Genomic DNA, 20998 nt, shown 5'->3' on the forward strand with positions numbered 1-20998 from the left:
TACAATGCGCGCTCCGCCGCCCGGGTGAGCCGGGCGGCGTGCGCCCGGCTCACGACTCCGGAACCGACGCTCCGTCAGGAGGCGGTGTCCTCGCGCTTGCGGATGTGCAGCTGGCGGGCCGCCTCTGCGGTGGAGCCGGAGAGCGACGGGTAGACCGTGAACGCACTGGCCACCTGTTCGACCGTCAGGCTGTTGTCCACGGCCAGCGAGATCGAGTGGATCAGCTCGGAGGCCCGCGGGGCGACCACCACGCCGCCGACCACGATGCCGGTGCCGGGGCGGGCGAAGAGTTTGACGAAGCCGTCCCGGATGCCCTGCATCTTGGCGCGCGGGTTGCCGCGCAGCGGGAGCTTGACCTCGACCGCGTCCATCTTCCCGCAGGAGACGTCGGCGTGGGTGTAGCCGACGGTGGCGATCTCCGGGTCGGTGAACACGTTGGACGCCACGGTCTTCAGGTTCAGCGGCTGCACCGCGTCGCCGAGCGCGTGGTACATCGCGATCCGGCCCTGCATGGCCGCCACCGAGGCGAGCATGAAGACGCCGGTGCAGTCGCCGGCCGCGTACACGCCGGGGGCGGTGGTGCGGGAGACCCGGTCGACCTTGATCTGGCCCCAGTCGTTGACCGCGACGCCGGCCTCCTCCAGGCCCAGGCCCTCGGTGTTGGGGAGCGAGCCGACCGCCATCAGGCAGTGCGTGCCGCTGATCACCTTGCCGTCCGCCAGGGCCACCTCGACCCGGTCCCCGACCCGCTTGGCGCTCTCCGCGCGGGAGCGGCTCATTACGTTCATGCCGCGGCGGCGGAAGACGTCCTCCAGCACCTCGGCGGCGTCCGGGTCCTCGCCCGGCAGCACCCGGTCCCGGGAGGAGACCAGCGTGACGTCGGAGCCGAGCGCCTGGTACGCGCCGGCGAACTCGGCGCCGGTGACGCCGGAGCCGACCACGATCAGCTCGCGCGGCAGCTCCTCCAGGTCGTACACCTGCGTCCAGGCCAGGATCCGCTCGCCGTCCGGCTGGGCGTCCGGCAGCTCGCGCGGGCGGACGCCGGTGGCGATCAGCACCGCGTCGGCGCGCAGCGACTCGACACCGCCGTCGACGCCGTCGACCAGCACCTCGCGGGAGCCGTCGATCGCCTGGCCGCCCGGGCCGAGCCGGCCGCGGCCGCGCAGCACGGTGACGCCGGCCCGGGTGACCGCCTGCGTGATGTCGTGGGACTGGGCGATCGCCAGCCGCTTCACCCGCCGGTTGACCTTGCCGAGGTCCACCCCGACCACCCGGGCCGGGTCGGCCGGGTCCGGCGTGCCGTCGGCGACCAGGATGCCGAGCTCCTCGTAGGAGCTGTCGAAGGTAGTCATCACCTCGGCGGTGGCGATCAGGGTCTTGGACGGCACGCAGTCCGTCAGCACCGCCGATCCGCCCAGACCGTCGCGGTCGACGACGGTCACCTCCGCGCCGAGCTGGGCGGCCACGAGGGCCGCCTCGTATCCGCCAGGTCCGCCACCGATGATCACGATCCGAGTCACGTGCTCCATTGTCCCGCATGGCGGAACCGATTCCACGCCGGGGCCGTTGTTGTTCGCCCGTTGCTAACCGGTCTGTCGGATCGACGCCCCGACCAGCAGGCCGTTGGACACCGTGTAGGTGCCCTCGTAGGTCTTCGTGCTGCCGTCGGTCTGCACCGCGTAGATCACCGCCCGGACCTGGCCGGAGCCGAACTCGCTGCTCGTGCCGAGGTAGATCCGCGCCGTGGTGGCGTACCCCTTCACCCAGCCGTTGTAGTCGCTGCCGCCGATGTACTTGCCGCCCAGCGCCCAGGCCGCCGCGTAGTCGTGGTTGGTGATGTCCTCGTAGTACTGGGTGACCACGGCGGTGGCGTTGGTGAGCGTCGGGTTGCCGCCCTTCGCGGTGGTGACCGTGACGGTCGGGTTCGGCGTGGCGGTGACCGTCTGCGGCGTCACGGTGACGGTCGGGGTGGGGGTCGGTGTGACGGTGACCGTCGGGGTGGGCGTCGCCGTGACGGTGACCGCCCCCGGCGGGCCGGTGCCGCTGCCGTTCGACCCGGCGTTCGAACCGCACCCGACGGCGGCCGCCAGCAGCAGCACCGCCGCCGCGGCCGACACGCTTGCCGCTGCCCGTGGTTGACGCATCAGGACACTCCCGTCCGGCGCGCACCCCGCCCCCGTTCCGGCGCCCTCGCGCGCGGGGTGGGACCTCTCTCCACGGTAGGCCCGGCCGAGGGGCGCAGCCCGGTGGACGGCCCCGCGCCCGTCCCGCTCCCGTAGGCTGACGCCCATGTCGCTCTACGCCGCCTACGCCACCAACCTCGACGCCCGGCAGATGAGCCGCCGCGCCCCGCACTCCCCGCTGCGCGGCACCGGCTGGCTGCCCGGCTGGCGGCTCACCTTCGGCGGCGAACACCTGGGCTGGGAGGGCTCGCTGGCCACCGTGGTGGAGGACGAGAAGGAGCAGGTCTTCGTCTCGCTCTACGACGTCGCGCCGATGGACGAGGAGGGCCTGGACCGCTGGGAGGGCGTGCAGCTCGGCATCTACCGCAAGGTCAGGCTGCGCGCGCAGACCCTGGACGGCGAGGTCGCGGTCTGGACGTACGTGCTCAACGACTACGAGGGCGGACTGCCCGCGGCCCGCTACCTCGGGCTGATCGCGGACGCCGCGGAGAGCGCCGGCGCGCCCGACGACTACGTGCTGGACCTGCGCCGCCGACCCTGCTGACCCTCGTGCGTTCCGCCGATCGGCAGGGCCGGACGGGGGACGAATGCTGTCTTTCCGCGCAATCCGGGTAACGATCCGGCACGTCCCGGGCGTGCTGTCTACGCGCGTAGGCAGATTTGACCTATCCTCGACCGTGTGAACGCATCTCCTCAGACGGCCGTCTCCGCCGACCCCTACGCCGCTGCCCGGGCCGCCGCCGACCGGCTGCGCGAACTCACCGGCGCCGAGCGCCACGACGTCGCCCTGGTGATGGGCTCCGGCTGGGTGCCGGCCGCCGACGCGCTCGGCGAGACGCTGGCCGAGTTCCCGGTCACCGACCTGCCCGGCTTCCCCGCCCCCGCGGTGGCCGGCCACGCCGGCAAGATCCGCTCGGTGCGGATGTCCGGCGAGCGCCGCGCCCTGGTCTTCCTCGGCCGCAACCACTACTACGAGGGCCACGGCGTGGCCACCGTGGTGCACGGCGTGCGCACCGCCGCCGCGGCCGGCTGCCGGACCATCGTGCTCACCAACGGCTGCGGCGGTCTGCGCGAGGGCTGGGTCCCCGGCCAGCCCGTGCTGATCAGCGACCACATCAACCTGACCGCGGACTCCCCGATCGTCGGCGCCAACTTCGTCGACCTCACCGACCTGTACTCCAAGCGCCTGCGCACCCTGTGCCGCGAGGTCGACCCGTCCCTCGACGAGGCCGTCTACGTGCAGTTCCGCGGCCCGCACTACGAGACCCCGGCCGAGGTCAACATGGCCCGGGTGATCGGCGGCGAGCTGGTCGGCATGTCCACCACCCTGGAGGCCATCGCCGCCCGCGAGGCCGGCGCCGAGGTGCTGGGCATCTCGCTGGTCACCAACCTGGCCGCGGGCATCACCGGCGAGCCGCTCAACCACGCCGAGGTGCTGGAGGCCGGCAAGGCCTCCGCCGAGCGGATGGGCGCCCTGCTGGCGAAGGTCCTGGAACGGATCTGACACCCCGGCGGGAGCCGGACTCCCGCCTGTCCCGCCGCGCTCTGACGAATAATCAGGTCATGGGCGGCGGGACGGGCGGAGCCGGCGCGCGGGGCGACTCGCGCGCGAAGGCCGCCACGCAGGGGCGCGGGGGACGGCGCGACCAGCCAGGCCCCGCCGGGCGGGTCGCGTCGTCGCGAGCAGGTCGCGGACCGCGTGGCGGCCGGTGGTGCGCCGCCTCCCGCCGCGCGCGGTTCCCCGCGCGCCTGCCGTCCTCGTCCGCCCCGGTCGACGCGCTCGCCGCCGCGCACCGAAACGTCTCGTCCTCACACCTCACGTCCTCACACGCACAGGGAGCGGGCCGCATGCCGAAGGCACCCACCAACGACCTCCTCGACCGGGCCCGGGCCTGGCTGGCGGAGGACCCCGACCCGCAGACCCGCGACGAGCTGACCGCGCTGCTGGCCGCCGCCGAGGGTCCGGACGCGGAGGCGGAGGAGCGGATCGCCTGGTCGGACCTGGCCGACCGGTTCTCCGGGCGGCTGCAGTTCGGCACCGCCGGGCTGCGCGGCGAGCTGGGCACCGGCCCGATGCGGATGAACCGCGCCGTGGTGATCCGCGCGGCCGCCGGCCTCGCCGCGTACGTCCGGAAGAACCCGGCGCTCGGCGACCTGGTGGTGATCGGCTACGACGCCCGCCACAAGTCGTACGACTTCGCGCTCGACACCGCCGCCGTGGTGGTCGGCGCCGGTCTGCGCGCCGCGCTGCTCCCCCGCCCGCTGCCCACCCCCGTGCTGGCGTACGCGATCCGGCACCTGGGCGCGGCGGCCGGCGTGGTGGTGACGGCCAGTCACAACCCGCCGCAGGACAACGGCTACAAGGTGTACCTCGGCGACGGCTCGCAGATCGTCCCGCCCGCGGACGCCGACATCGCCGCCGAGATCGACGCGCTCGGCGCGCTCGCCGACATCCCGCGCGCCGGGTCCGGCTGGGAGCTGCTCGGCGAGGACGTCCTGGACGCCTACCTCGGCCGGGCGGTGTCCGTGCTGGACGCCGACGGGCCGCGCGAGCTCGCCACCGTCTACACCCCGCTGCACGGCGTCGGCCGCGACGTGCTGCTCGCCGCCTTCGACCGGGCCGGGTTCCCCGCGCCCACCGTGGTCGCCGAACAGGCCGAGCCCGACCCGGACTTCCCGACCGTGGCGTTCCCCAACCCGGAGGAGCCCGGCGCGATGGACCTCGCGTTCGCCGCCGCCCGCGCCGCCCGCCCCGACCTGGTGATCGCCAACGACCCGGACGCCGACCGGTGCGCCGTCGCCGTCCCCACTGCCGACGGCGACTGGCGGATGCTGCGCGGCGACGAGGTCGGCGCGCTGCTGGGCGCGGCGCTCGCGGCCAAGGGCGCCCGCGGCGTCTTCGCCACCACCATCGTCTCCTCCACCCTGCTCGGCAAGATCGCCGCCGCGGCCGGGCTGGGCTACGCGGAGACCCTCACCGGCTTCAAGTGGATCTCCCGCACCGAGGACATCCGCTACGGCTACGAGGAAGCCCTCGGCTACTGCGTCGACCCGGACGGCGTCCGCGACAAGGACGGCATCACCGCCGCGCTGGAGATCGCCGAACTCGCCGCCCGCCTCAAGCGCGACGGCCGCACCCTCACCGACCTGCTGGACGAACTCGCCCTCGCGCACGGCCTGCACGCCACCGACCAGCTCTCGGTCCGGGTCGACGACCTCTCGGTCATCGCCGACGCAATGGCCGCCCTGCGCGACAAGCCCCCCGTCGAGCTGGCCGGCCTCACCGTCGCCCGCGCCGACGACCTCACCGCGGGCACCCCCGACCTGCCCCCCACCGACGGCCTGCGCTACTTCCTCTCCGGCCCCGCCGTCGGCTCCGCCCGCGTCGTGGTCCGCCCCTCCGGCACCGAGCCCAAGCTCAAGTGCTACCTGGAGGTCGTCCTCCCGGTCGCCTCCGCCGCCGACCTCCCCGCCGCCCACGACCGGGCCCGCGCCCTGCTGGCCCTCCTCAAGCAGGACTTCGCGGTCGCGGCCGGCCTGGCCTGACCCTCCGTCACCACCCCTGCAGGGCCCGGGCCGTCGATGCCCGGGCCCTACTTGGTGCTCCGGTAGGCCGTCACCACGGTGGCGAGCAGGCCGGGGAAGCGGTCCTCCAGGTCGGTGGCCCGGAGGGTGGTGAGGCGGCGGTTGGCCTCTTCGCGGTGGCGGATCAGGCCGGCTTCGCGGAGGACCTTGAAGTGGTGGCTGAGGGTGGAGGGGGCGACGTCCACGGGGAAGGTGCCGCAGGCGCGTTCGGGTTCGGCGCTGAGGGTCTCCACGATGGTCATCCGGGTGGGGTCGGAGAGGGCGTGCAGGACGTCCAGCAGGTCGATGTCGGCGGCCTCGGGGTAGTGGGGCGCCTCGCGGCGGCGGCTGGCACGGGGCACGGGGCACTCCTCCTGCGATGTTCGACAGTTGTCGAAGCTGCGTGGTACTAATTTCGACGTTCGTAGAACATCGTATCTGCAGGCGCTCCAGGGGGACCACCATGCGCGCACTCGTGATGACCGAAGCCGGCGGCGCCGAGCACAGCCACGTCCGGGAGGTCGAACCGCCGCAGCCCGGCCCCGGCCAGGTCGCGATCCGGGTCGCCTACGCCGGACTCAACTTCGTCGACGTGATGGCCCGCCGCGGCGACGGCGGCTACACCGCCGCCTGGCCGCACCACCCCGGCAAGGAGGTGGCCGGCACCGTCCTCGCCCTCGGCCCGGGCGTCACCCACCTCGCCATCGGCACCCCGGTGGTGGCCGCCACCCACGCCGGCGGACTCGCCGAGGTCGCCCTCGCCGACGCCGACCTCACCGTCCCCGTCCCGGACGGGGTGCCGCTGGAAGCCGCGGCCGCCGCCCCGCTCGGACTCGCCACCGCACTGCTGCTGCTCACCGACGCCGGGCGCTTCACCCCCGGCGACACGGTGCTCGTGCACTCCGCGAGCGGCGGCATCGGCGGCGCCGTCGCCCGCCTGCTCCCACTGCTCGGCGGCGGCCGACTGCTCGGCACCGTCGGCCGCCCCGCGAAGGCCGCGGCCGCCGAACGCACCGGCTACGACGCGGTGTTCGCCCGCGACGCCGACCTCGCCGACCGGCTGCGCGAGGCGAGCGGCGGACGGATCGACCTGGTGCTCGACCCGCTCGGCACCGACAGCCTGGAACTGGACCTCGACCTGCTCGCACCCGGCGGCCGGATCGTCCTGTTCGGCAACGCGGCCGGCGAACGCCCCGCCGACCTCCCGCCGTTCGGCCGACTGCTGGGCGCCAACGCCACCCTCACCGGGTTCAGCCACAGCGCCCTCCTGGCCGGCGCGCCCGGCAAGGTCGCCGACGCGATCCGCCGCACCCTCGACCTGCTCGCCACCGGCGCCCTCGACGCCCCGGTGACCGTCCTCCCCGACCTCACCGCCGTCCCGGCCGCCCACGACCTGCTGGCCACCGGCCACGCGGAGGGCAAGTACGTGGTCGCCCTGCAGGGCTGACCAGCGCCCGGGAAGGCGTCGTTATGGAAACGTGACATCACCGTCCGGAGTCGGACCTTCACGGAACCCGCTGGAACGGTGCCACTCAAGGCGATGATCACTCACGCTCGGTAGTGAAGTGGCGTGGGATTCCAGGCGAAACCGGGATGAAGATCGCCAACGATCCCGCTTGTCCGGATCGGCGGTATACGGAAAGCTCTCCATCGGTCCGAGCCCCGCCACACAGGCTCGCTCGGTCCGATCTGTGGGCTGGCCGAGAAGGCCGGCAAGTCCGCCCCCGTCCCGAATCTGAGCAGCGGCAGGCCGACCTTCTGGGGCCGAGAACGGCTTCGCGTACGGCCGGAGTCAGTGGCAGATCTACGCCTCGCCTACCACGAGGGCAGTGTCAGCACAGGTGGTCCGGCGAGTTCCTGACCCCGCCGGACCACCCGTGCTGAGCCTGACACGTTGATCACTCGGGGCGGGCGCGGGCTGGGCCCGAGCCCGTCCCGTGCCCTTGTCCGATCCCATCCCGGAAGACCGATGATCGAAGCGTCCCTCTCCGCCGCTCCTGCCCTGTTCCCCGCCTTTGCCGTGCTGGGTCTGATCTTCGGGCTCGTGGCCTTACGGCTTGCCAGGCGCAAGCAGCGGAAGCCCTTCACGGCGGTGCTCTTGGGCCTGTCGCTGGCCGGCGAGACCGCGGCGACGCTGACGCCGACCATCAGCGGGTCGTGGGGCGAGCCGACGTGTTCGATCGGCTCCGGAGTGTGGGACACCGCCATGACTCAGCAGGGGCTGATGAACCTCGCGATGTACATCCCGGTCGCCTTCTTCGGCGTGCTGGTACTCCGGCGGCCGCTGACCGTTCTCGCCTCGTGCGGGGTGCTTTCTGCAGCGACCGAGGTCTGCCAGACCCTGTTGGGGACCGGGCGTTCCTGTGACGCGGCGGATCTTGTCGACAACGTCGTCGGTGCGCTCGTCGGTACCGTCGCTGCGGTCGTCTGGCTGTGGCTCCGCCGTTCCGAGCCGTTGTCGGGGCGGCGGGACGTCCTGCACTCCCTGAGCACGGCCGGCACCGGTCTTGCGGCTGTCACCGCCGTCATCTGGTTGCTCGTGCCGCTTCACCGTGACGCCGCCGGGTTCGTTGCGAACCCCACGCGCGATCAGCAAGAGACGGCGGAGCGGATCGCTGCGCGGTTGTTCGGGCCGGGGACGAGGATCGAGTCGTTCGGTGTGGTGCCCGATCCCAAGGTGTCGCCCCGGCCGGTGCTCAAGACCGTCACCGATCGCGGCGGGTTCGAGACCGAGTGGCCGAGCGGGCGCCTTCTGGTCAGCGCCTCGGCCGACACTCGGGTCGACGCCGGACCCCTGACCGAGGATCAGGTCCTCGAAGCCGGCGCCGACTTCGCGGCCGCCTGGTTCTCCGATCTGACGTCGGCCGCCAACCCCACCCTCGCCTCCGCCGGCGCCGAAGGCGCCTACCTGGTCACCTACCGCCGGTACAACGGCGACAACGTCCTGATGCCGATGCGGCTGGACATCAGCGTCTCCACGTCCGGCCGAATCATGGCGTCCTCCGCCCGGTGGGACGCCGACCCCCAGCTGCCGCACCCGACCGTCACCGCCGAGGCAGCGAAGCAACGCGCTGTCTCGACCCTTCCGGGTTCCAGGACGGACACCACGTTCCTCCTCGCGAAGCAGATCAACGGCGAGTGGCGGCCGTGCTGGGCGGTGAACCTGGTGAAGCCGGGCGAGGACCGGAGCTCGGGGACGGTCGAGTTCATCGATGCCCTGACCGGGCAGGCCGTGGCCCACCAGGGCTGACCGTCGAGGTGGAGACCGTCGACGTCTGTGGGTAGGCCGGTGCGGTCAGGTGGCGGCGATCACGGTGAGGAGGGCGACCAGGCCGACGGCGGTCGGGACGATGATCCACCAGGACCAGCTGACGCGGAGCTCGCCGGTGGCGGCGGGCTTGTGGGCGTTGCGCTCGGCCTGCTCGGCCAGCGACGCGACCACGGCGTCGGACCAGGCACGGGTGGGGTCGAGGTCGTCCTGGCGGTGCGCGCGGGCGGCGGGGCGGCGGGTGCTCGGGAGGCCGGGGTCGCCGTCGGCCGCGGCGCGGCTGGCCCGGCGGGTGGCGCGCTTGCGCTGGCGGAGCGAGACCGGCACCGCCCAGACCTGGAACTTGCGTCCGCCGGCGAAGAGTTCGACCGAGTACCCGGCCTTGAGTCCCTCCACGGTCGACCACGGGGCGACGATGGTGCGCAGCGGGTTGCGGACGATCAGCCGCCGGTCGTTGGCCATGACGGCGGGCCGCAGGGTGTACGCGGCGACCGGGAAGGCGAAGACGGGTGCGGCGGCGAGGGCCACCCAGGGGGTGGCGCCGGTGCCGCTGAGCACTGCGTCGACGATCAGCCAGCCGGCGATTGCGAGCAGCATGACGCCCGCGATGAGGCCGGGGACGGAGCGGTAGACGCGGTCGGCGTACTGGGGCTCCTCGGCGGCGGACCCCGGGTCGGGTGTCCGGTCGGATTCGGTCATGCCGTCGATTCTGCCCCAGGCCGCCGCCGCCCCCAATGGCGACTCGGGCACGGGACGGTCACGAATGACCGGTCCCGTGACCTGGGGTGTCAGGCGGTGCGGCGGCGCAGGGTGGCCGCGCCGAGGGCGAGGGCGAGCAGCGCGCACCCGGCGACCACGGCGAGGTCGGCGATCACCCGGCCGCCGAGTCCGCTGTCGGCGGTGATCCGGCTCATCGCGTCGACGGCGTAGGAGAGCGGCAGCACGTCGGAGATCCAGCGGAGCACGGTGGCCATGTCGTCGCGGGGCACGAACAGCCCGCAGAGCAGCAGTTGGGGCAGCAGCACGGCGGGCAGGAACTGGACGGCCTGGAACTCGGTGGCGGCGAACGCGGAGACCAGCAGGCCGAGCGCCATGCCGAGCAGCCCGTCGGCGACGGCGACCGCGAACAGCGCCCAGGTGGGTCCGGCGACGTCGAGGCCGAGCACGCCGATGGTGAGCGCGGAGGCGAGCGCGGCCTGCAGCAGGGCGACGGCGCCGAAGGCGAGCGCGTAGCCGAGCAGCAGGTCGAGCTTGCCGAGCGGCATGGTGAGCAGGCGTTCCAGGGTGCCGCTGGTGCGTTCGCGGAGCATCGCGACCGAGGTGACCAGGAACATCACCAGCAGCGGGAAGACGCCGAGCAGTTCGGGGCCGATCCGGTCGAAGGTGGCGGGCTGCTGGTCGTACATGTAGCGGAGCAGCACCAGCAGCAGGCAGGGCACCAGCAGCAGCATGGCGACGGTGCGCGGGTCGTGGCGCAGTTGGGCGAGGACGCGTCCGGCGGTGGCGAGGGTGCGGCGGGTGGCGGTCATCGGACGGTCTCCGGTGCGGTCTGCACGAGGCTGAGGAAGGCGGCTTCGACGTCGGCGGCGCCGGTGGCGGCGAGCAGCGCGGCGGGGGTGTCGTGGGCGAGCAGGCGGCCGTCGCGCATCAGCAGCAGGCGGTCGCAGCGGGTGGCCTCGTCCATGACGTGGCTGGAGACCAGCAGGGTGGCGCCGTGGTCGGCGAGTTCCCGGAACAGCTGCCAGAGCTCCTGGCGCAGCACGGGGTCGAGGCCGACGGTGGGTTCGTCGAGGACGAGCAGTTCGGGGTGGCCGAGCAGGGCGGCGGCGAGCGAGACGCGGGCGCGCTGGCCGCCGGAGAGCCGGGCGACGGAGCTGCGGCGGTGGGCGTCCAGGCCGACCTGGCCGATCACCCGGTCCCGGTCGCCGGGCGGGGCGCCGAGGACGGCGGCGAAGTAGTCGAGGTTCTCGGCGACCGTCAGGTCGCCGTAGACGGACGGGGCCTGGGTGACGTAGCCGACCTTGTCGCGCAGGGCGGCGCTGCCGGCGGGGCGGCCGAGCACGGTGACGGCGCCGCCGGTGGTGCGCTGCACGCCGACGATGCTGCGCAGCAGGGTGGTCTTGCCGCAGCCGCTGGGGCCGAGCAGTCCGGTGACGCTGCCGCGGGGGACTTCGAGGTCGAGTCCGGGGAGCACGGGGTGTCCGCCGCGGTGGACGACGAGCCGTTCGATCCGGATCGCGGGGCCGTCGGCCGACCCCGCCGCAGAATTCATCATGTGATGAGTTTTGCGCGCGGGGCCCGTCCCGTCAAGACCCGGGACGCCGTCCGGTATGAGCTGCGTCACGGAGGTCAACCGGACCGGCCCCGCCGCTCGTAGCCCCTGCAAGCAGCCGAACTTGCAAGGAGCCGACCGTTGACCGAGGAGGAGTTCACCGAGTTCTACCGCCACTCGGTCCGCCGGCTCACCGGCCAGCTGTACGTGGTGACCGGTGATCTGCACGAGGCCCAGGACGTGGTGCAGGAGGCGTTCGTCCGGGCCTGGGGCCACCGCCGCGGCCTGGACCGGGAGCTCGCCCCCGAGGCCTGGGTGCGCACCGTCGCCGGCCGCCTGGCGATCAGCCGGTGGCGGCGGGCCAGGACCGCCGCCCGCGCCTGGCGGCGGCACGGCGAGACCCCCGAGGTCGACGGGCCGGACCCGGCGTCCGTCGACCTGGCCCGCGCGCTGCGGCAGCTGACGGAGCGCCAGCGCCTGTGCGCCGCGCTGTTCTACGTCTGCGACCTGCCGGTGGACCGGATCGCCGCCGAGACCGGCCTGGCGCCCGGCACCGTCAAGGCCCACCTGTCCCGGGCCAGGGCGGCCCTCGCCCGGCAACTGGACCACCCCACCGAGCTCCGGGAGCACTCCGATGACCTCCACTGACGCGCGGATCGCCGACGCCCTGCGCGCGGCGGCGGACACGGCCGCGGCCCGCACCCGCGCCGCGCCGCCGCAGCGGATCGCCGCCCGCGGCCGCCGGCGCCGCCGGGCCCGGGTCGGCGGCGCCGTGCTGGCCGCCGCCTGCCTGGCGATCGGCGTGGGCGCCGCGCTCGACCCCGGCAGGTCCGGGCCCGTGCCGCTCGGCCCGGCCGCGCCGCCCGTCCCCGCACCCGCCCCGACCGCCCGCCCGACCCCGTCGGTCACCCCCGCCCCCACGGCCGCCCGGCAGCCCACCGCCTCGGCCACCGTCTCCTCGCCGCCCGCCGGGCCCAGCTACAGCCCCGCCGCGCCCTGAGCCCGCACCGAGCAGGAGTTCCGATGCCGCCCACCGCCCTGGACGCCCCGCAGCACCCCGCCCCGACCGCCGCCCCGCCCCCCGCCGCCCGGCCACCGGTCCTCCGGCGCTGGCGCGCAGCCCGCCCGGCGCTCGCCGTGTACGCGGGGGCGCTGGCCCTGCACCTGCTGCTGCTGCGCGTGATGGCCCGGCCCGGGACGTCGCTCGCCGACCGGCTGACCGCCTGGGACGGGCGGCACTTCGTGGAGATCGCCGCCGCCGGCTACCCGGACGCGTTCAGCCACGGCCGCGACGGCGCACTGACCGGCAACGACCTGGCGTTCTTCCCGCTCTACCCGCTACTGGTCCGCGCGGTGCACGCCGCCACCGGCCTCGGCCTGCCCGCCGCGGCGCTCCTCACCGCCCAACTGGCCGCCTTCACGGCGCTGCTGCTGGTCCATCAGCTGATCACCCGGCTGCACGACCGGCGCACCGCCACCGCCGTCGTGGTGCTGCTGGCCGCCGCGCAGCCGATGTCGGTGGTGTTCTTCATGGCCTACAGCGAGTCCCTGCTGCTGGCCCTGGCCGCCGGCGCCCTGCTGGCCGCGCACCGTCGCGCCTGGGCCGCGGCCGGACTGTGCGCCTTCCTGGCCGGGCTGACCCGCCCCGCGGGCGTCGCGGTGGTGGCGGCGCTCGCCGTCGCCGCGCTGGGCGAGCTGCGCCGGCAGCGCCGCTGGTCGGCCGCTCCGCCGGTCGCCGTCGCGCTGGCCTGCACCGGCACCCCGCTCTACCTGGGCTGGGTGGCCGTCCGACTCGGCACGCCGGACGCCTGGTTCGCGATCCAGCGGGCCGGCTGGGGCACCCGCTGGGACTGGGGCCGCTCGCTGGGCGAGTTCCTGGCGACCACCCTGCGCACCGGCGAGGGCTGGGTCCCCGTCAGCATCGCCGTGCTGCTGCTCGCCCACCTGCTGGCCCTCGCCCTGGCCCGGACCTGCTGGCCGCCGCTGCTGGTGTACGGCGCGCTGGTGGTGGTGCTGACCCTCGGTCAGAGCAACTACTTCCACTCCAAGCCCCGCCTGCTGGCCCCCGCCGTGGTGGTGCTGCTCCCGGTCGCCCGCGCGCTGTCCCGGGCCGGCCGCACCACCCGCGTCCTGGTGCTGTCCGCCGCGGGCCTGTTCGGCTGCTGGTACGGCGCCTACCTGCTCACCACCTGGCCCTACGCGATCTGACGGCCCCGGTCCGGTCCGCGGGCTTGACAGCCCGCCGATAAGCGGTACGGGCCCCTCGGGCCGGTTCGGTACGATTGCGGCGGCCGGACGACCGCTGGACCACCGCGGACCGGCCCCTCGACACCCGCCCGCGGGCACCACGGTGTGCCCGCCGGAGAGCATGGGAGCATCCCAGGATGACTCGGCAGTTGATCACCAGCGCGCTTCCCTACATCAACGGGATCAAGCACCTGGGCAACATGGTCGGGTCGATGCTCCCGGCGGACGTCTACTCGCGGTACCTGCGCCAGCGCGGCCACGAGGTGCTGTACATCTGCGCCACCGACGAGCACGGCACCCCCGCCGAGCTGGCCGCCCAGGAGGCCGGGCTGCCGGTCGCCGAGTTCTGCGCCCGGGCGCACGACCAGCAGAAGGCGATCTACGACGGCTTCCAGCTGTCCTTCGACTACTTCGGCCGCTCCTCCTCCCCGCAGAACCGGGAGATCACCCAGGAGATCGCCCGCGAGCTGCACGCCAACGGCTTCATCGAGGAGCGGGCGATCCGCCAGGTCTACTCGATCGCCGACGGCCGCTTCCTGCCGGACCGGTACATCGTCGGCACCTGCCCGCACTGCGGCTACGACAAGGCCCGCGGCGACCAGTGCGAGAACTGCACCCGGGTCCTCGACCCGACCGACCTGGTGGAGCCGCGCTCCGCGATCAGCGGCAGCTCGGAGCTGGAGGTGCGGGAGACCAAGCACCTGTTCCTGCTGCAGTCCAAGCTGACCGACGAGGTCGAGGCCTGGATCGCCGAGCACGGCGACGACTGGCCGGTGCTGGCCTCCTCGATCGCCCGCAAGTGGCTGACCGAGGGCCTGCAGGACCGCGCGATCACCCGCGACCTGGAGTGGGGCGTCCCGGTCCCGGCCGACGTGTGGCCCGAACTGGCCGCCGAGGGCAAGGTGTTCTACGTCTGGTTCGACGCCCCGATCGAGTACATCGGCGCCACCAAGGAGTGGGCCGACGCGACCGGCGGCGACTGGCGCTCCTGGTGGTACGAGGCCGACGACACCGTCCGCTACACCGAGTTCATGGCCAAGGACAACGTCCCGTTCCACACGGTGATGTTCCCCGCCACCATCCTCGGCTCCCGCCAGCCGTGGAAGAAGGTCGACTACGTCAAGGCCTTCAACTGGCTGACGTACTACGGCGGCAAGTTCTCCACCAGCCAGAAGCTCGGCATCTTCACCGACGTCGCGCTGGAGCTGCTGCCCGCCGACTACTGGCGCTACTTCCTGATGGCGCACGCCCCCGAGTCCGACGACTCCAGCTTCACCTGGGACCTGTTCGCGGCCACCGTGAACAAGGACCTCGCCGACACCCTCGGCAACTTCGTCAACCGGGTGCTCTCGTTCAGCCGCAAGCGCTTCGGCGACGAGGTCCCGGCCGGCGCCGAGGCGGGCGAGGCGGAGCTGGCGCTCGGCGGGCAGATCGCCGAGCTGCTGGCCGAGTACGAGGCCCAGCTGGACGCGCTGAACTTCCGCAAGGCCGCGCAGGCGCTGCGCGCGCTCTGGTCGGCGGGCAACGCGTACCTCGACGTGACCGCGCCCTGGACGCAGATCAAGACCGACCCGGAGGCCGCGGCCCGCACCCTGCGCACCGCGATCAACCTGATCCACCTCTACTCGGTGGTCTCCGAGCCGTTCATCCCGACCGCGGCCCGCACCGTCCGCGCGTCCTTCGCCCTGGACGGCGACACCCGCACCTGGGTGTCCGCGGACGAGGCCCGGGCACTGTCGCTGGTCCCGGCCGGCACCGCGTTCACCGTGCCGCCGGTCCTGTTCGCCAAGATCACCGACGAGGACCTGGCCACCTGGACCGAGCGCTTCGGCGGCGGCGCGGCCTGACCGCCCGTCAGCCCGCCAGGTACCCCTGGACGGTGCGCCCCAGCAACGGGGCCAGCACCTCCGGGGGTGCCGAGGCGAGCGGCTCCACCGCGATCACGTAGCGGGCCATCGCCAGCCCGACGATCTGCGACATGACCAGTTCCACCCGCAGCTCCGGGTCCGGCAGCTCCAGTTGCTCCGCCACCCGGCCGACCAGCTCGACCACCATGAAGTCGCGCATCAGCCCCGCGACCTCCTCGCTGGCCGCCGCCGTCCGCACCAGCGCCAGCAGCCGCTCCCGCACCGCCGGCTGCTCCCACAGCCCGAGCACGAAGCCGGCCACCCGCTCGCCGACGGTCGCCGGGTCGCCCGCGAAGACCTGCTCCACCACGGCCTTCGGGTCGAACGGGAATTCCAGCGAGGCCATGAACAGCCGGTCCTTGGTGCCGAAGTAGTGGTGCAGCAGCGCCGCGTCCACGCCCGCGCCCCGGGCGATCGCCCGCATGCTGGCCTTCTGGTAGCCGCGCGCCGCGAACTCCGCGCGCGCCGCCGCCAGCACCGCCCCCTTGGTGTCCTCGCCGCCGGGCCGCCGCCCGCGCGCCTTCGTCCCGCCCGTCCCGGTTCCGCTCATCCCGCCATTCTCCGGCATCGGCGGAGGTCCGCGCGGGTGAGTGCCGGCCGGTGCCGCGGGCAGATTCCTCCCCCGCCTACCAATTGCCTACGCGCGTAGATATGCTGGTCTGGTGACTATGTCCACTCTTGCAGCCAACGCCCCCGGCGCTGCGGGCGGCGGCCTCTCGGACGTCGCGGCGTCCGAGGCCACCTTGCGCCGTTTCCTGCACGGCCTGCCCGGGGTCGATCAGGTCGGTCTGGAGTCGCGGGCCGCGACTCTCGGTACCCGGTCGATCAAGACCACCGCGAAGGCCTTCGCCATCGACCTCGCCATCTCGATGATCGACCTGACCACGCTGGAGGGCGCGGACACGGTCGGCAAGGTCCGCTCGCTGTGCGCCAAGGGCCTCAGCCCGGACCCGGGCGACCGCACCGCCCCCCAGGTCGCGGCGATCTGCGTCTACCCGGACATGGTCGCCACCGCCAAGCAGGCGCTGGGCAGCAGCGGCATCCAGGTCGCCTCCGTCGCCACCGCCTTCCCGTCCGGCCGGGCCGGGATGCCGGTGAAGCTGGCCGACACCGCCGAGGCGGTCGCCGCGGGCGCCGACGAGATCGACATGGTGATCGACCGGGGCGCGTTCCTCTCCGGCCGGTACCTGGAGGTCTTCGAGGAGATCCGCGCCGTCAAGGAGGCGTGCGAGCGCCCCGACGGGAGCTCCGCCCACCTGAAGGTGATCTTCGAGACCGGTGAGCTGCAGACCTACGACAACGTCCGCCGGGCCTCCTGGCTGGCGATGATCGCGGGCGCCGACTTCATCAAGACCTCCACCGGCAAGGTCGCGGTCAACGCCACCCCGCCGGTGACGCTGCTGATGCTGGAGGCGGTGCGGGACTTCCGTGCGGCGACCGGCACCCAGGTCGGCGTGAAGCCGGCCGGCGGCATCCGCACCACCAAGGACGCGATGAAGTACCTGGTGATGGTGAACGAGACGCTGGGCGACGACTGGCTGAGCCCGCACTGGTTCCGGTTCGGCGCGTCCAGCCTGCTGAACGACCTGCTGATGCAGCGTCAGAAGCTGAGCACCGGCCGGTACTCCGGTCCCGACTACGTGACGGTGGACTGAGGACGATGGCGAAGACCAAGAAGACCGAGACCGAGCCCACGACCGCGGCCGAGCAGCCCGTGCGGCGCTCCGGCCTGTTCGAGTACGCCCCCGCGCCGGAGTCCCCGGCCGCCGCCGGTGAGATCGCCACCAGCTACGGCCACTTCATCGGCGGCGAATTCGTCGACTCGCTGGGCTCCGAGGCGCTGAAGACCGTCAACCCGGCGACCGAGCAGGTGCTGGCGGAGTTCGCGCAGGGCACCGAGCAGGACGTGGACCGGGCCGTGCAGGCCGCCCGGAAGGCGTTCGCGGACTGGTCGGCGCTGCCGGGCAGCGAGCGCGCCAAGTTCCTGTTCCGGATCGCCCGGATCATCCAGGAGCGCTCGCGCGAGCTGGCCGTGCTGGAGTCGATCGACAACGGCAAGCCGATCCGCGAGACCCGCGACGTCGACCTGCCGCTGGTCGCCGCGCACTTCTTCTACTACGCGGGCTGGGCCGACAAGCTCGACTTCGCCGGCTACGGCGCGAACCCGCGTCCGCTCGGCGTCGCCGCCCAGGTGATCCCGTGGAACTTCCCGCTGCTGATGCTGGCGTGGAAGGTCGCCCCGGCGCTGGCCACCGGCAACACCGTGGTGCTGAAGCCCGCCGAGACCACCCCGCTGACCGCGCTGCGCTTCGCCGAGATCTGCCGCCAGGCCGGTCTGCCGAAGGGCGTGGTGAACATCGTCACCGGCGACGGCCGCACCGGCGCCGCGCTGACCGCGCACCCGGGCGTCGACAAGGTCGCCTTCACCGGCTCCACCCCGGTCGGCCGGGCGATCGCCAAGCAGCTGGCCGGCACCCGCAAGAAGCTGTCGCTGGAGCTCGGCGGCAAGGCCGCGAACATCGTGTTCGACGACGCGCCGCTGGACCAGGCGGTCGAGGGCATCGTCAACGGCATCTTCCTCAACCAGGGCCACGTCTGCTGCGCGGGCTCCCGCCTGCTGGTGCAGGAGTCGGTCCAGGACGAGCTGCTGGACGCGCTCAAGCGCCGGATGGGCACCCTGCGGGTCGGCGACCCGCTGGACAAGAACACCGACATCGGCGCGATCAACTCGGCCGAGCAGCTGGCCCGGATCACCGAGCTGACCTCCGCCGGCGAGCAGGAGGGCGCCGAGCGCTGGGCGCCCGAGTGCGAACTGCCGGGCGCGGGCTACTGGTTCCGCCCGACGCTGTTCACCGGCGTCTCGCAGGCGCACCGGATCGCCCGCGAGGAGATCTTCGGCCCGGTGCTGTCGGTGCTGACTTTCCGCACCCCCGCCGAGGCGGTGGAGAAGGCCAACAACACCCCGTACGGGCTGTCCGCGGGCATCTGGACGGAGAAGGGCTCGCGCATCCTCTGGACCGCGAACCGGCTCCGGGCGGGCGTGGTGTGGGCGAACACCTTCAACAAGTTCGACCCGACCTCGCCGTTCGGCGGGTACAAGGAGTCCGGTTACGGCCGCGAGGGCGGTCGCCACGGCCTGGAGGCGTACCTCGATGTCTGAGCCCACCGTCCGACTGGACGTCTTCAAGACCTACAAGCTGTACGTCGGCGGGAAGTTCCCCCGCTCGGAGAGCGGGCGGGTGTACGAGGTGACCGACACGAAGGGCCAGTGGCTGGCGAACGCCCCGCTGGGCACCCGCAAGGACACCCGGGACGCCGTGCTGGCGGCCCGCGCGGCCGTGAAGGGCTGGTCGGGCACCACCGCGTACAACCGCGGCCAGGTGCTGTACCGGGTGGCCGAGATGCTGCAGGGCCGGCGCGAGCAGTTCACCGCCGAGGTGACCGCGTCCGAGGGCGTCGGCGCCAAGAAGGCAGCGGCGCTGGTGGACGCGGCGATCGACCGCTGGGTCTGGTACGCGGGCTGGACCGACAAGGTCGCCCAGATCGCGGGCGGCGCCAACCCGGTGGCCGGGCCGTTCTTCAACCTCTCCACCCCGGAGCCGACCGGCGTGGTGGGCGTGCTCGCCCCGCGCGCCGGGTACGGCTACTCGCTGCTCGGCCTGGTCTCGGTGATCGCCCCGGCGATCGCCACCGGCAACACCGTGGTGGTCGCCGCCGCCGAGCAGGCCCCGCTGCCCGCGCTCTCCCTCGGCGAGGTGCTGGCCACCTCCGACGTGCCCGGCGGCGTGGTCAACCTGCTCTCCGGCCGCACCGCGGACATCGCCCCCACGCTGGCCTCGCACCAGGACGTCAACGCCCTCGACCTGGCGGGCGCGATCGACCCGGACGGGCCCGGCGCGGCGGCCGCCCTGGAGGCCGCGGCGGCGGATACATTGAAGCGAGTGGTCCGACCGGCCGCCGCCCCGTCCGCCGAGGACTGGACGGCCGCGCCCGGCACCGGGCGGCTGCTCTCCTTCCTGGAGACGAAGACGGTCTGGCACCCGATGGGCATCTGAGCCCCGCCCGACCGGCCAACTCCACACAGACCGGCCGTCCACCACGCCCCTATCCCCCCGGGGGCCGGACGGTCGCGACGGGCCCGCACTTCTCCCCCCCTGGTGCGGGCCCGTCCTCATGCCCGCACGCACCGTGAAGGGGACGACCGGCGGGTTACGACCTGCCCGTTCCATGCCGCAGACTGGTTTCTCGTGAGTGACACCCCGCTGAACCGCCGCCCGATATCCCGCGTCATCCTGCTGTCGGGCCCCTCGGGGTCGGGGAAGTCGGTGCTGGCCGAGCGCAGCGGCCTGCCGGTGCTGCAGCTCGACGACTTCTACAAGGACGGCGACGACCCGTCGCTGCCGCAGCTCCCGGACGGCGGGGGCACCGACTGGGACTCGCCCGACTCCTGGCACGGGGAGCAGGCGCTGGCCGCGATCCGGGCGCTGGTGTTCGAGGGGCGGGCCGAGGCGCCGGTGTACTCGATCCCGGCGAACGGGCGGACGGGCAGTCACACCCTGGCGCTGGACGGCGCCCCGGCGTTCGTCGCGGAGGGGATATTCGCCGCCGAACTGGTGCGCCGCTGCGCGGCCGAGGGCCTGCTCGGCGACGCGCTGTGCCTGCGCAACAAGCCCTCCACCACGGCCTGGCGGCGCTTTCGGCGGGACGTCCGGGAGGGTCGCAAGTCGGTGCCGTACCTGGTCCGCCGGGGCCTGCGGCTGATGCGCGCGGAGCGCGGCATCGTGGCCCGGCAGGTCGAGCTGGGCTCGTACGCCTGCTCGGGCGTGGAGGCCGGCCGGCGGATCGCCGCGGTGGCCCGGCAGCTGCCGGCCGAACTGGTCTGAAGCGGGGGCGGCGGCCGGCGCCCCGTCACTCCGGGGCGGCGGGCAGGCGGCGGCGGACCGCCCACGGCAGCACGAACCACAGGCCGGTGAAGATCAGGGCGATCACCGCGGTGATCGGAACCGCGACCGCGGCGCCCAGCACCACGGTGAGGACCAGCAGCACCGCGCCGGTCAGCGCCGCGGCGAGCAGGACCAGGCCGATCTGGGCGATCCGGGCGGAGACCTTGACGATCCGGGCCCGGTCGGGGTGGTGGAACAGGCCGCGGTGCAGGGCGACGGGCGTGGCGAGCACGGCGGCGGCGACCACCGCGAGCAGCAGCACCACGACGTAAAGGTCCTGTTCGAAGTCGTCGAGCGCGGCGAACCGCGGGGTGAAGGCGACGCCGAGCAGGAAGGCGAAGACGATCTGCACGCCGGTCTGCAGCACCCGCAGTTCCTGGAGCATCTCGATCAGCCGCCGGTCGGCGCGGGCCTGCGGGTTCTCCGCAGCGGGGTCGTCCATCGGGTCATTGTCACGGCCGGTGCGGCGCGACACGACGAAGGCGGGCCACCGGTGCCTGGTTCCCCCCGCACCGGGGCCCGCCTTCCGTTCGGAGCACGGGACGCCCCCCGGCCGCCGCTCCCCCGAGCCGGCTGCCGTGTCCCGTGTCCTCCCCCACCACCCGTCCCCCGAC

Annotated in this window: 21 protein-coding genes; 13 read left to right on the top strand and 8 right to left on the bottom strand. The window is 73.6% G+C overall.

Annotated features, from left to right (window positions below; genetic code table 11):
• Nucleotides 1–74: 74 nt before the first annotated feature.
• A complete protein-coding gene (locus tag BX266_RS13505; protein WP_099899696.1) occupies nucleotides 75–1529 on the bottom strand; it encodes an NAD(P)H-quinone dehydrogenase in 1455 nt (484 codons plus the stop codon).
• Nucleotides 1530–1583: 54 nt separating this feature from the next.
• Entirely contained in the window at nucleotides 1584–2144 is a 561-nt protein-coding gene (locus BX266_RS13510; RefSeq protein WP_143686922.1) for a hypothetical protein, read from the bottom strand.
• Between the two features lie 145 nt (nucleotides 2145–2289).
• On the opposite strand from BX266_RS13510, the gene BX266_RS13515 reads away from it, so the two are divergent.
• From BX266_RS13515 to BX266_RS13525, 3 genes are all read left to right on the top strand, one after another.
• The gene (locus BX266_RS13515; RefSeq protein WP_099899700.1) at nucleotides 2290–2727 is read left to right on the top strand and encodes a gamma-glutamylcyclotransferase; all 438 of its coding nucleotides are present in this window, start codon (nucleotides 2290–2292) and stop codon (nucleotides 2725–2727) included.
• 135 nt (nucleotides 2728–2862) lie between these two features.
• Complete coding sequence (locus BX266_RS13520; RefSeq protein ID WP_099899702.1) at nucleotides 2863–3687, top strand: purine-nucleoside phosphorylase; 825 nt, start codon at nucleotides 2863–2865, stop codon at nucleotides 3685–3687.
• Between the two features lie 344 nt (nucleotides 3688–4031).
• Nucleotides 4032–5729, top strand: a complete 1698-nt coding sequence (locus tag BX266_RS13525) for a phospho-sugar mutase (RefSeq protein WP_099899704.1) — start codon at nucleotides 4032–4034, stop codon at nucleotides 5727–5729.
• Nucleotides 5730–5776: 47 nt separating this feature from the next.
• On the opposite strand, the gene BX266_RS13530 is transcribed toward BX266_RS13525, so the two are convergent.
• On the bottom strand, nucleotides 5777–6109 hold the full coding sequence (locus BX266_RS13530) for a helix-turn-helix transcriptional regulator (protein ID WP_099899706.1): 333 nt from the start codon (nucleotides 6107–6109) through the stop codon (nucleotides 5777–5779).
• Nucleotides 6110–6210: 101 nt separating this feature from the next.
• Between BX266_RS13530 and BX266_RS13535 the strand changes: the two genes are divergently transcribed.
• The gene (locus tag BX266_RS13535; RefSeq protein WP_099899708.1) at nucleotides 6211–7194 is read left to right on the top strand and encodes a zinc-binding dehydrogenase; all 984 of its coding nucleotides are present in this window, start codon (nucleotides 6211–6213) and stop codon (nucleotides 7192–7194) included.
• 522 nt (nucleotides 7195–7716) lie between these two features.
• The gene (locus BX266_RS13540) at nucleotides 7717–8997 is read left to right on the top strand and encodes a VanZ family protein (protein WP_099899710.1); all 1281 of its coding nucleotides are present in this window, start codon (nucleotides 7717–7719) and stop codon (nucleotides 8995–8997) included.
• 45 nt (nucleotides 8998–9042) lie between these two features.
• On the opposite strand, the gene BX266_RS13545 is transcribed toward BX266_RS13540, so the two are convergent.
• The 3 genes from BX266_RS13545 to BX266_RS13555 form a co-directional block, all read right to left on the bottom strand.
• A complete protein-coding gene (locus tag BX266_RS13545) occupies nucleotides 9043–9714 on the bottom strand; it encodes a PH domain-containing protein (protein WP_099899711.1) in 672 nt (223 codons plus the stop codon).
• Between the two features lie 89 nt (nucleotides 9715–9803).
• Nucleotides 9804–10544 (bottom strand): ABC transporter permease, encoded by a 741-nt coding sequence (locus tag BX266_RS13550; RefSeq protein WP_099899712.1) that lies wholly within the window; start codon nucleotides 10542–10544, stop codon nucleotides 9804–9806.
• A complete protein-coding gene (locus tag BX266_RS13555; RefSeq protein WP_099899714.1) occupies nucleotides 10541–11290 on the bottom strand; it encodes an ABC transporter ATP-binding protein in 750 nt (249 codons plus the stop codon). Before BX266_RS13555 ends, BX266_RS13550 begins: the two co-directional genes overlap by 4 nt.
• Before the next feature lie 138 nt (nucleotides 11291–11428).
• Here BX266_RS13555 and BX266_RS13560 point away from each other — a divergent pair, with 138 nt between their 5' ends.
• The 4 genes from BX266_RS13560 (at nucleotide 11429) to metG (ending at nucleotide 15381) form a co-directional block, all read left to right on the top strand.
• Complete coding sequence (locus BX266_RS13560) at nucleotides 11429–11935, top strand: SigE family RNA polymerase sigma factor (protein ID WP_099899715.1); 507 nt, start codon at nucleotides 11429–11431, stop codon at nucleotides 11933–11935.
• Nucleotides 11922–12287 (top strand): hypothetical protein, encoded by a 366-nt coding sequence (locus tag BX266_RS13565; RefSeq protein WP_099899717.1) that lies wholly within the window; start codon nucleotides 11922–11924, stop codon nucleotides 12285–12287. Before BX266_RS13560 ends, BX266_RS13565 begins: the two co-directional genes overlap by 14 nt.
• A 23-nt stretch (nucleotides 12288–12310) precedes the next feature.
• Complete coding sequence (locus BX266_RS13570) at nucleotides 12311–13495, top strand: hypothetical protein (RefSeq protein ID WP_259464690.1); 1185 nt, start codon at nucleotides 12311–12313, stop codon at nucleotides 13493–13495.
• Nucleotides 13496–13671: 176 nt separating this feature from the next.
• Nucleotides 13672–15381 carry a methionine--tRNA ligase gene (gene metG, locus BX266_RS13575; RefSeq protein ID WP_099899718.1) on the top strand — a complete coding sequence of 570 codons (1710 nt, stop codon included), beginning with the start codon at nucleotides 13672–13674 and terminating at the stop codon, nucleotides 15379–15381.
• 7 nt (nucleotides 15382–15388) lie between these two features.
• Here metG and BX266_RS13580 read toward each other — a convergent pair whose 3' ends face one another.
• A complete protein-coding gene (locus tag BX266_RS13580) occupies nucleotides 15389–15991 on the bottom strand; it encodes a TetR family transcriptional regulator (RefSeq protein WP_180290478.1) in 603 nt (200 codons plus the stop codon).
• A 118-nt stretch (nucleotides 15992–16109) separates the two neighbouring features.
• Between BX266_RS13580 and deoC the strand changes: the two genes are divergently transcribed.
• From deoC to BX266_RS13600, 4 genes are all read left to right on the top strand, one after another.
• A complete protein-coding gene (deoC, locus tag BX266_RS13585; protein ID WP_180290811.1) occupies nucleotides 16110–17096 on the top strand; it encodes a deoxyribose-phosphate aldolase in 987 nt (328 codons plus the stop codon).
• A 5-nt stretch (nucleotides 17097–17101) separates the two neighbouring features.
• Nucleotides 17102–18601, top strand: a complete 1500-nt coding sequence (locus tag BX266_RS13590) for an aldehyde dehydrogenase family protein (RefSeq protein WP_259464691.1) — start codon at nucleotides 17102–17104, stop codon at nucleotides 18599–18601.
• Nucleotides 18594–19496, top strand: coding sequence for an aldehyde dehydrogenase family protein (locus BX266_RS13595; protein WP_099899721.1), 903 nt, complete (start codon nucleotides 18594–18596; stop codon nucleotides 19494–19496). The genes BX266_RS13590 and BX266_RS13595 overlap by 8 nt, the downstream gene beginning before the upstream one ends.
• A 192-nt stretch (nucleotides 19497–19688) precedes the next feature.
• A complete protein-coding gene (locus tag BX266_RS13600) occupies nucleotides 19689–20324 on the top strand; it encodes an ATP-binding protein (RefSeq protein ID WP_099899722.1) in 636 nt (211 codons plus the stop codon).
• Between the two features lie 25 nt (nucleotides 20325–20349).
• Here BX266_RS13600 and BX266_RS13605 read toward each other — a convergent pair whose 3' ends face one another.
• Nucleotides 20350–20826, bottom strand: coding sequence for a DUF6328 family protein (locus BX266_RS13605; RefSeq protein ID WP_099899724.1), 477 nt, complete (start codon nucleotides 20824–20826; stop codon nucleotides 20350–20352).
• Nucleotides 20827–20998 lie beyond the last annotated feature (172 nt).

The organism is Streptomyces sp. TLI_171 (assembly GCF_003610255.1).
In the GTDB taxonomy this organism is placed as follows: Bacteria; Actinomycetota; Actinomycetes; order Streptomycetales; family Streptomycetaceae; genus Kitasatospora.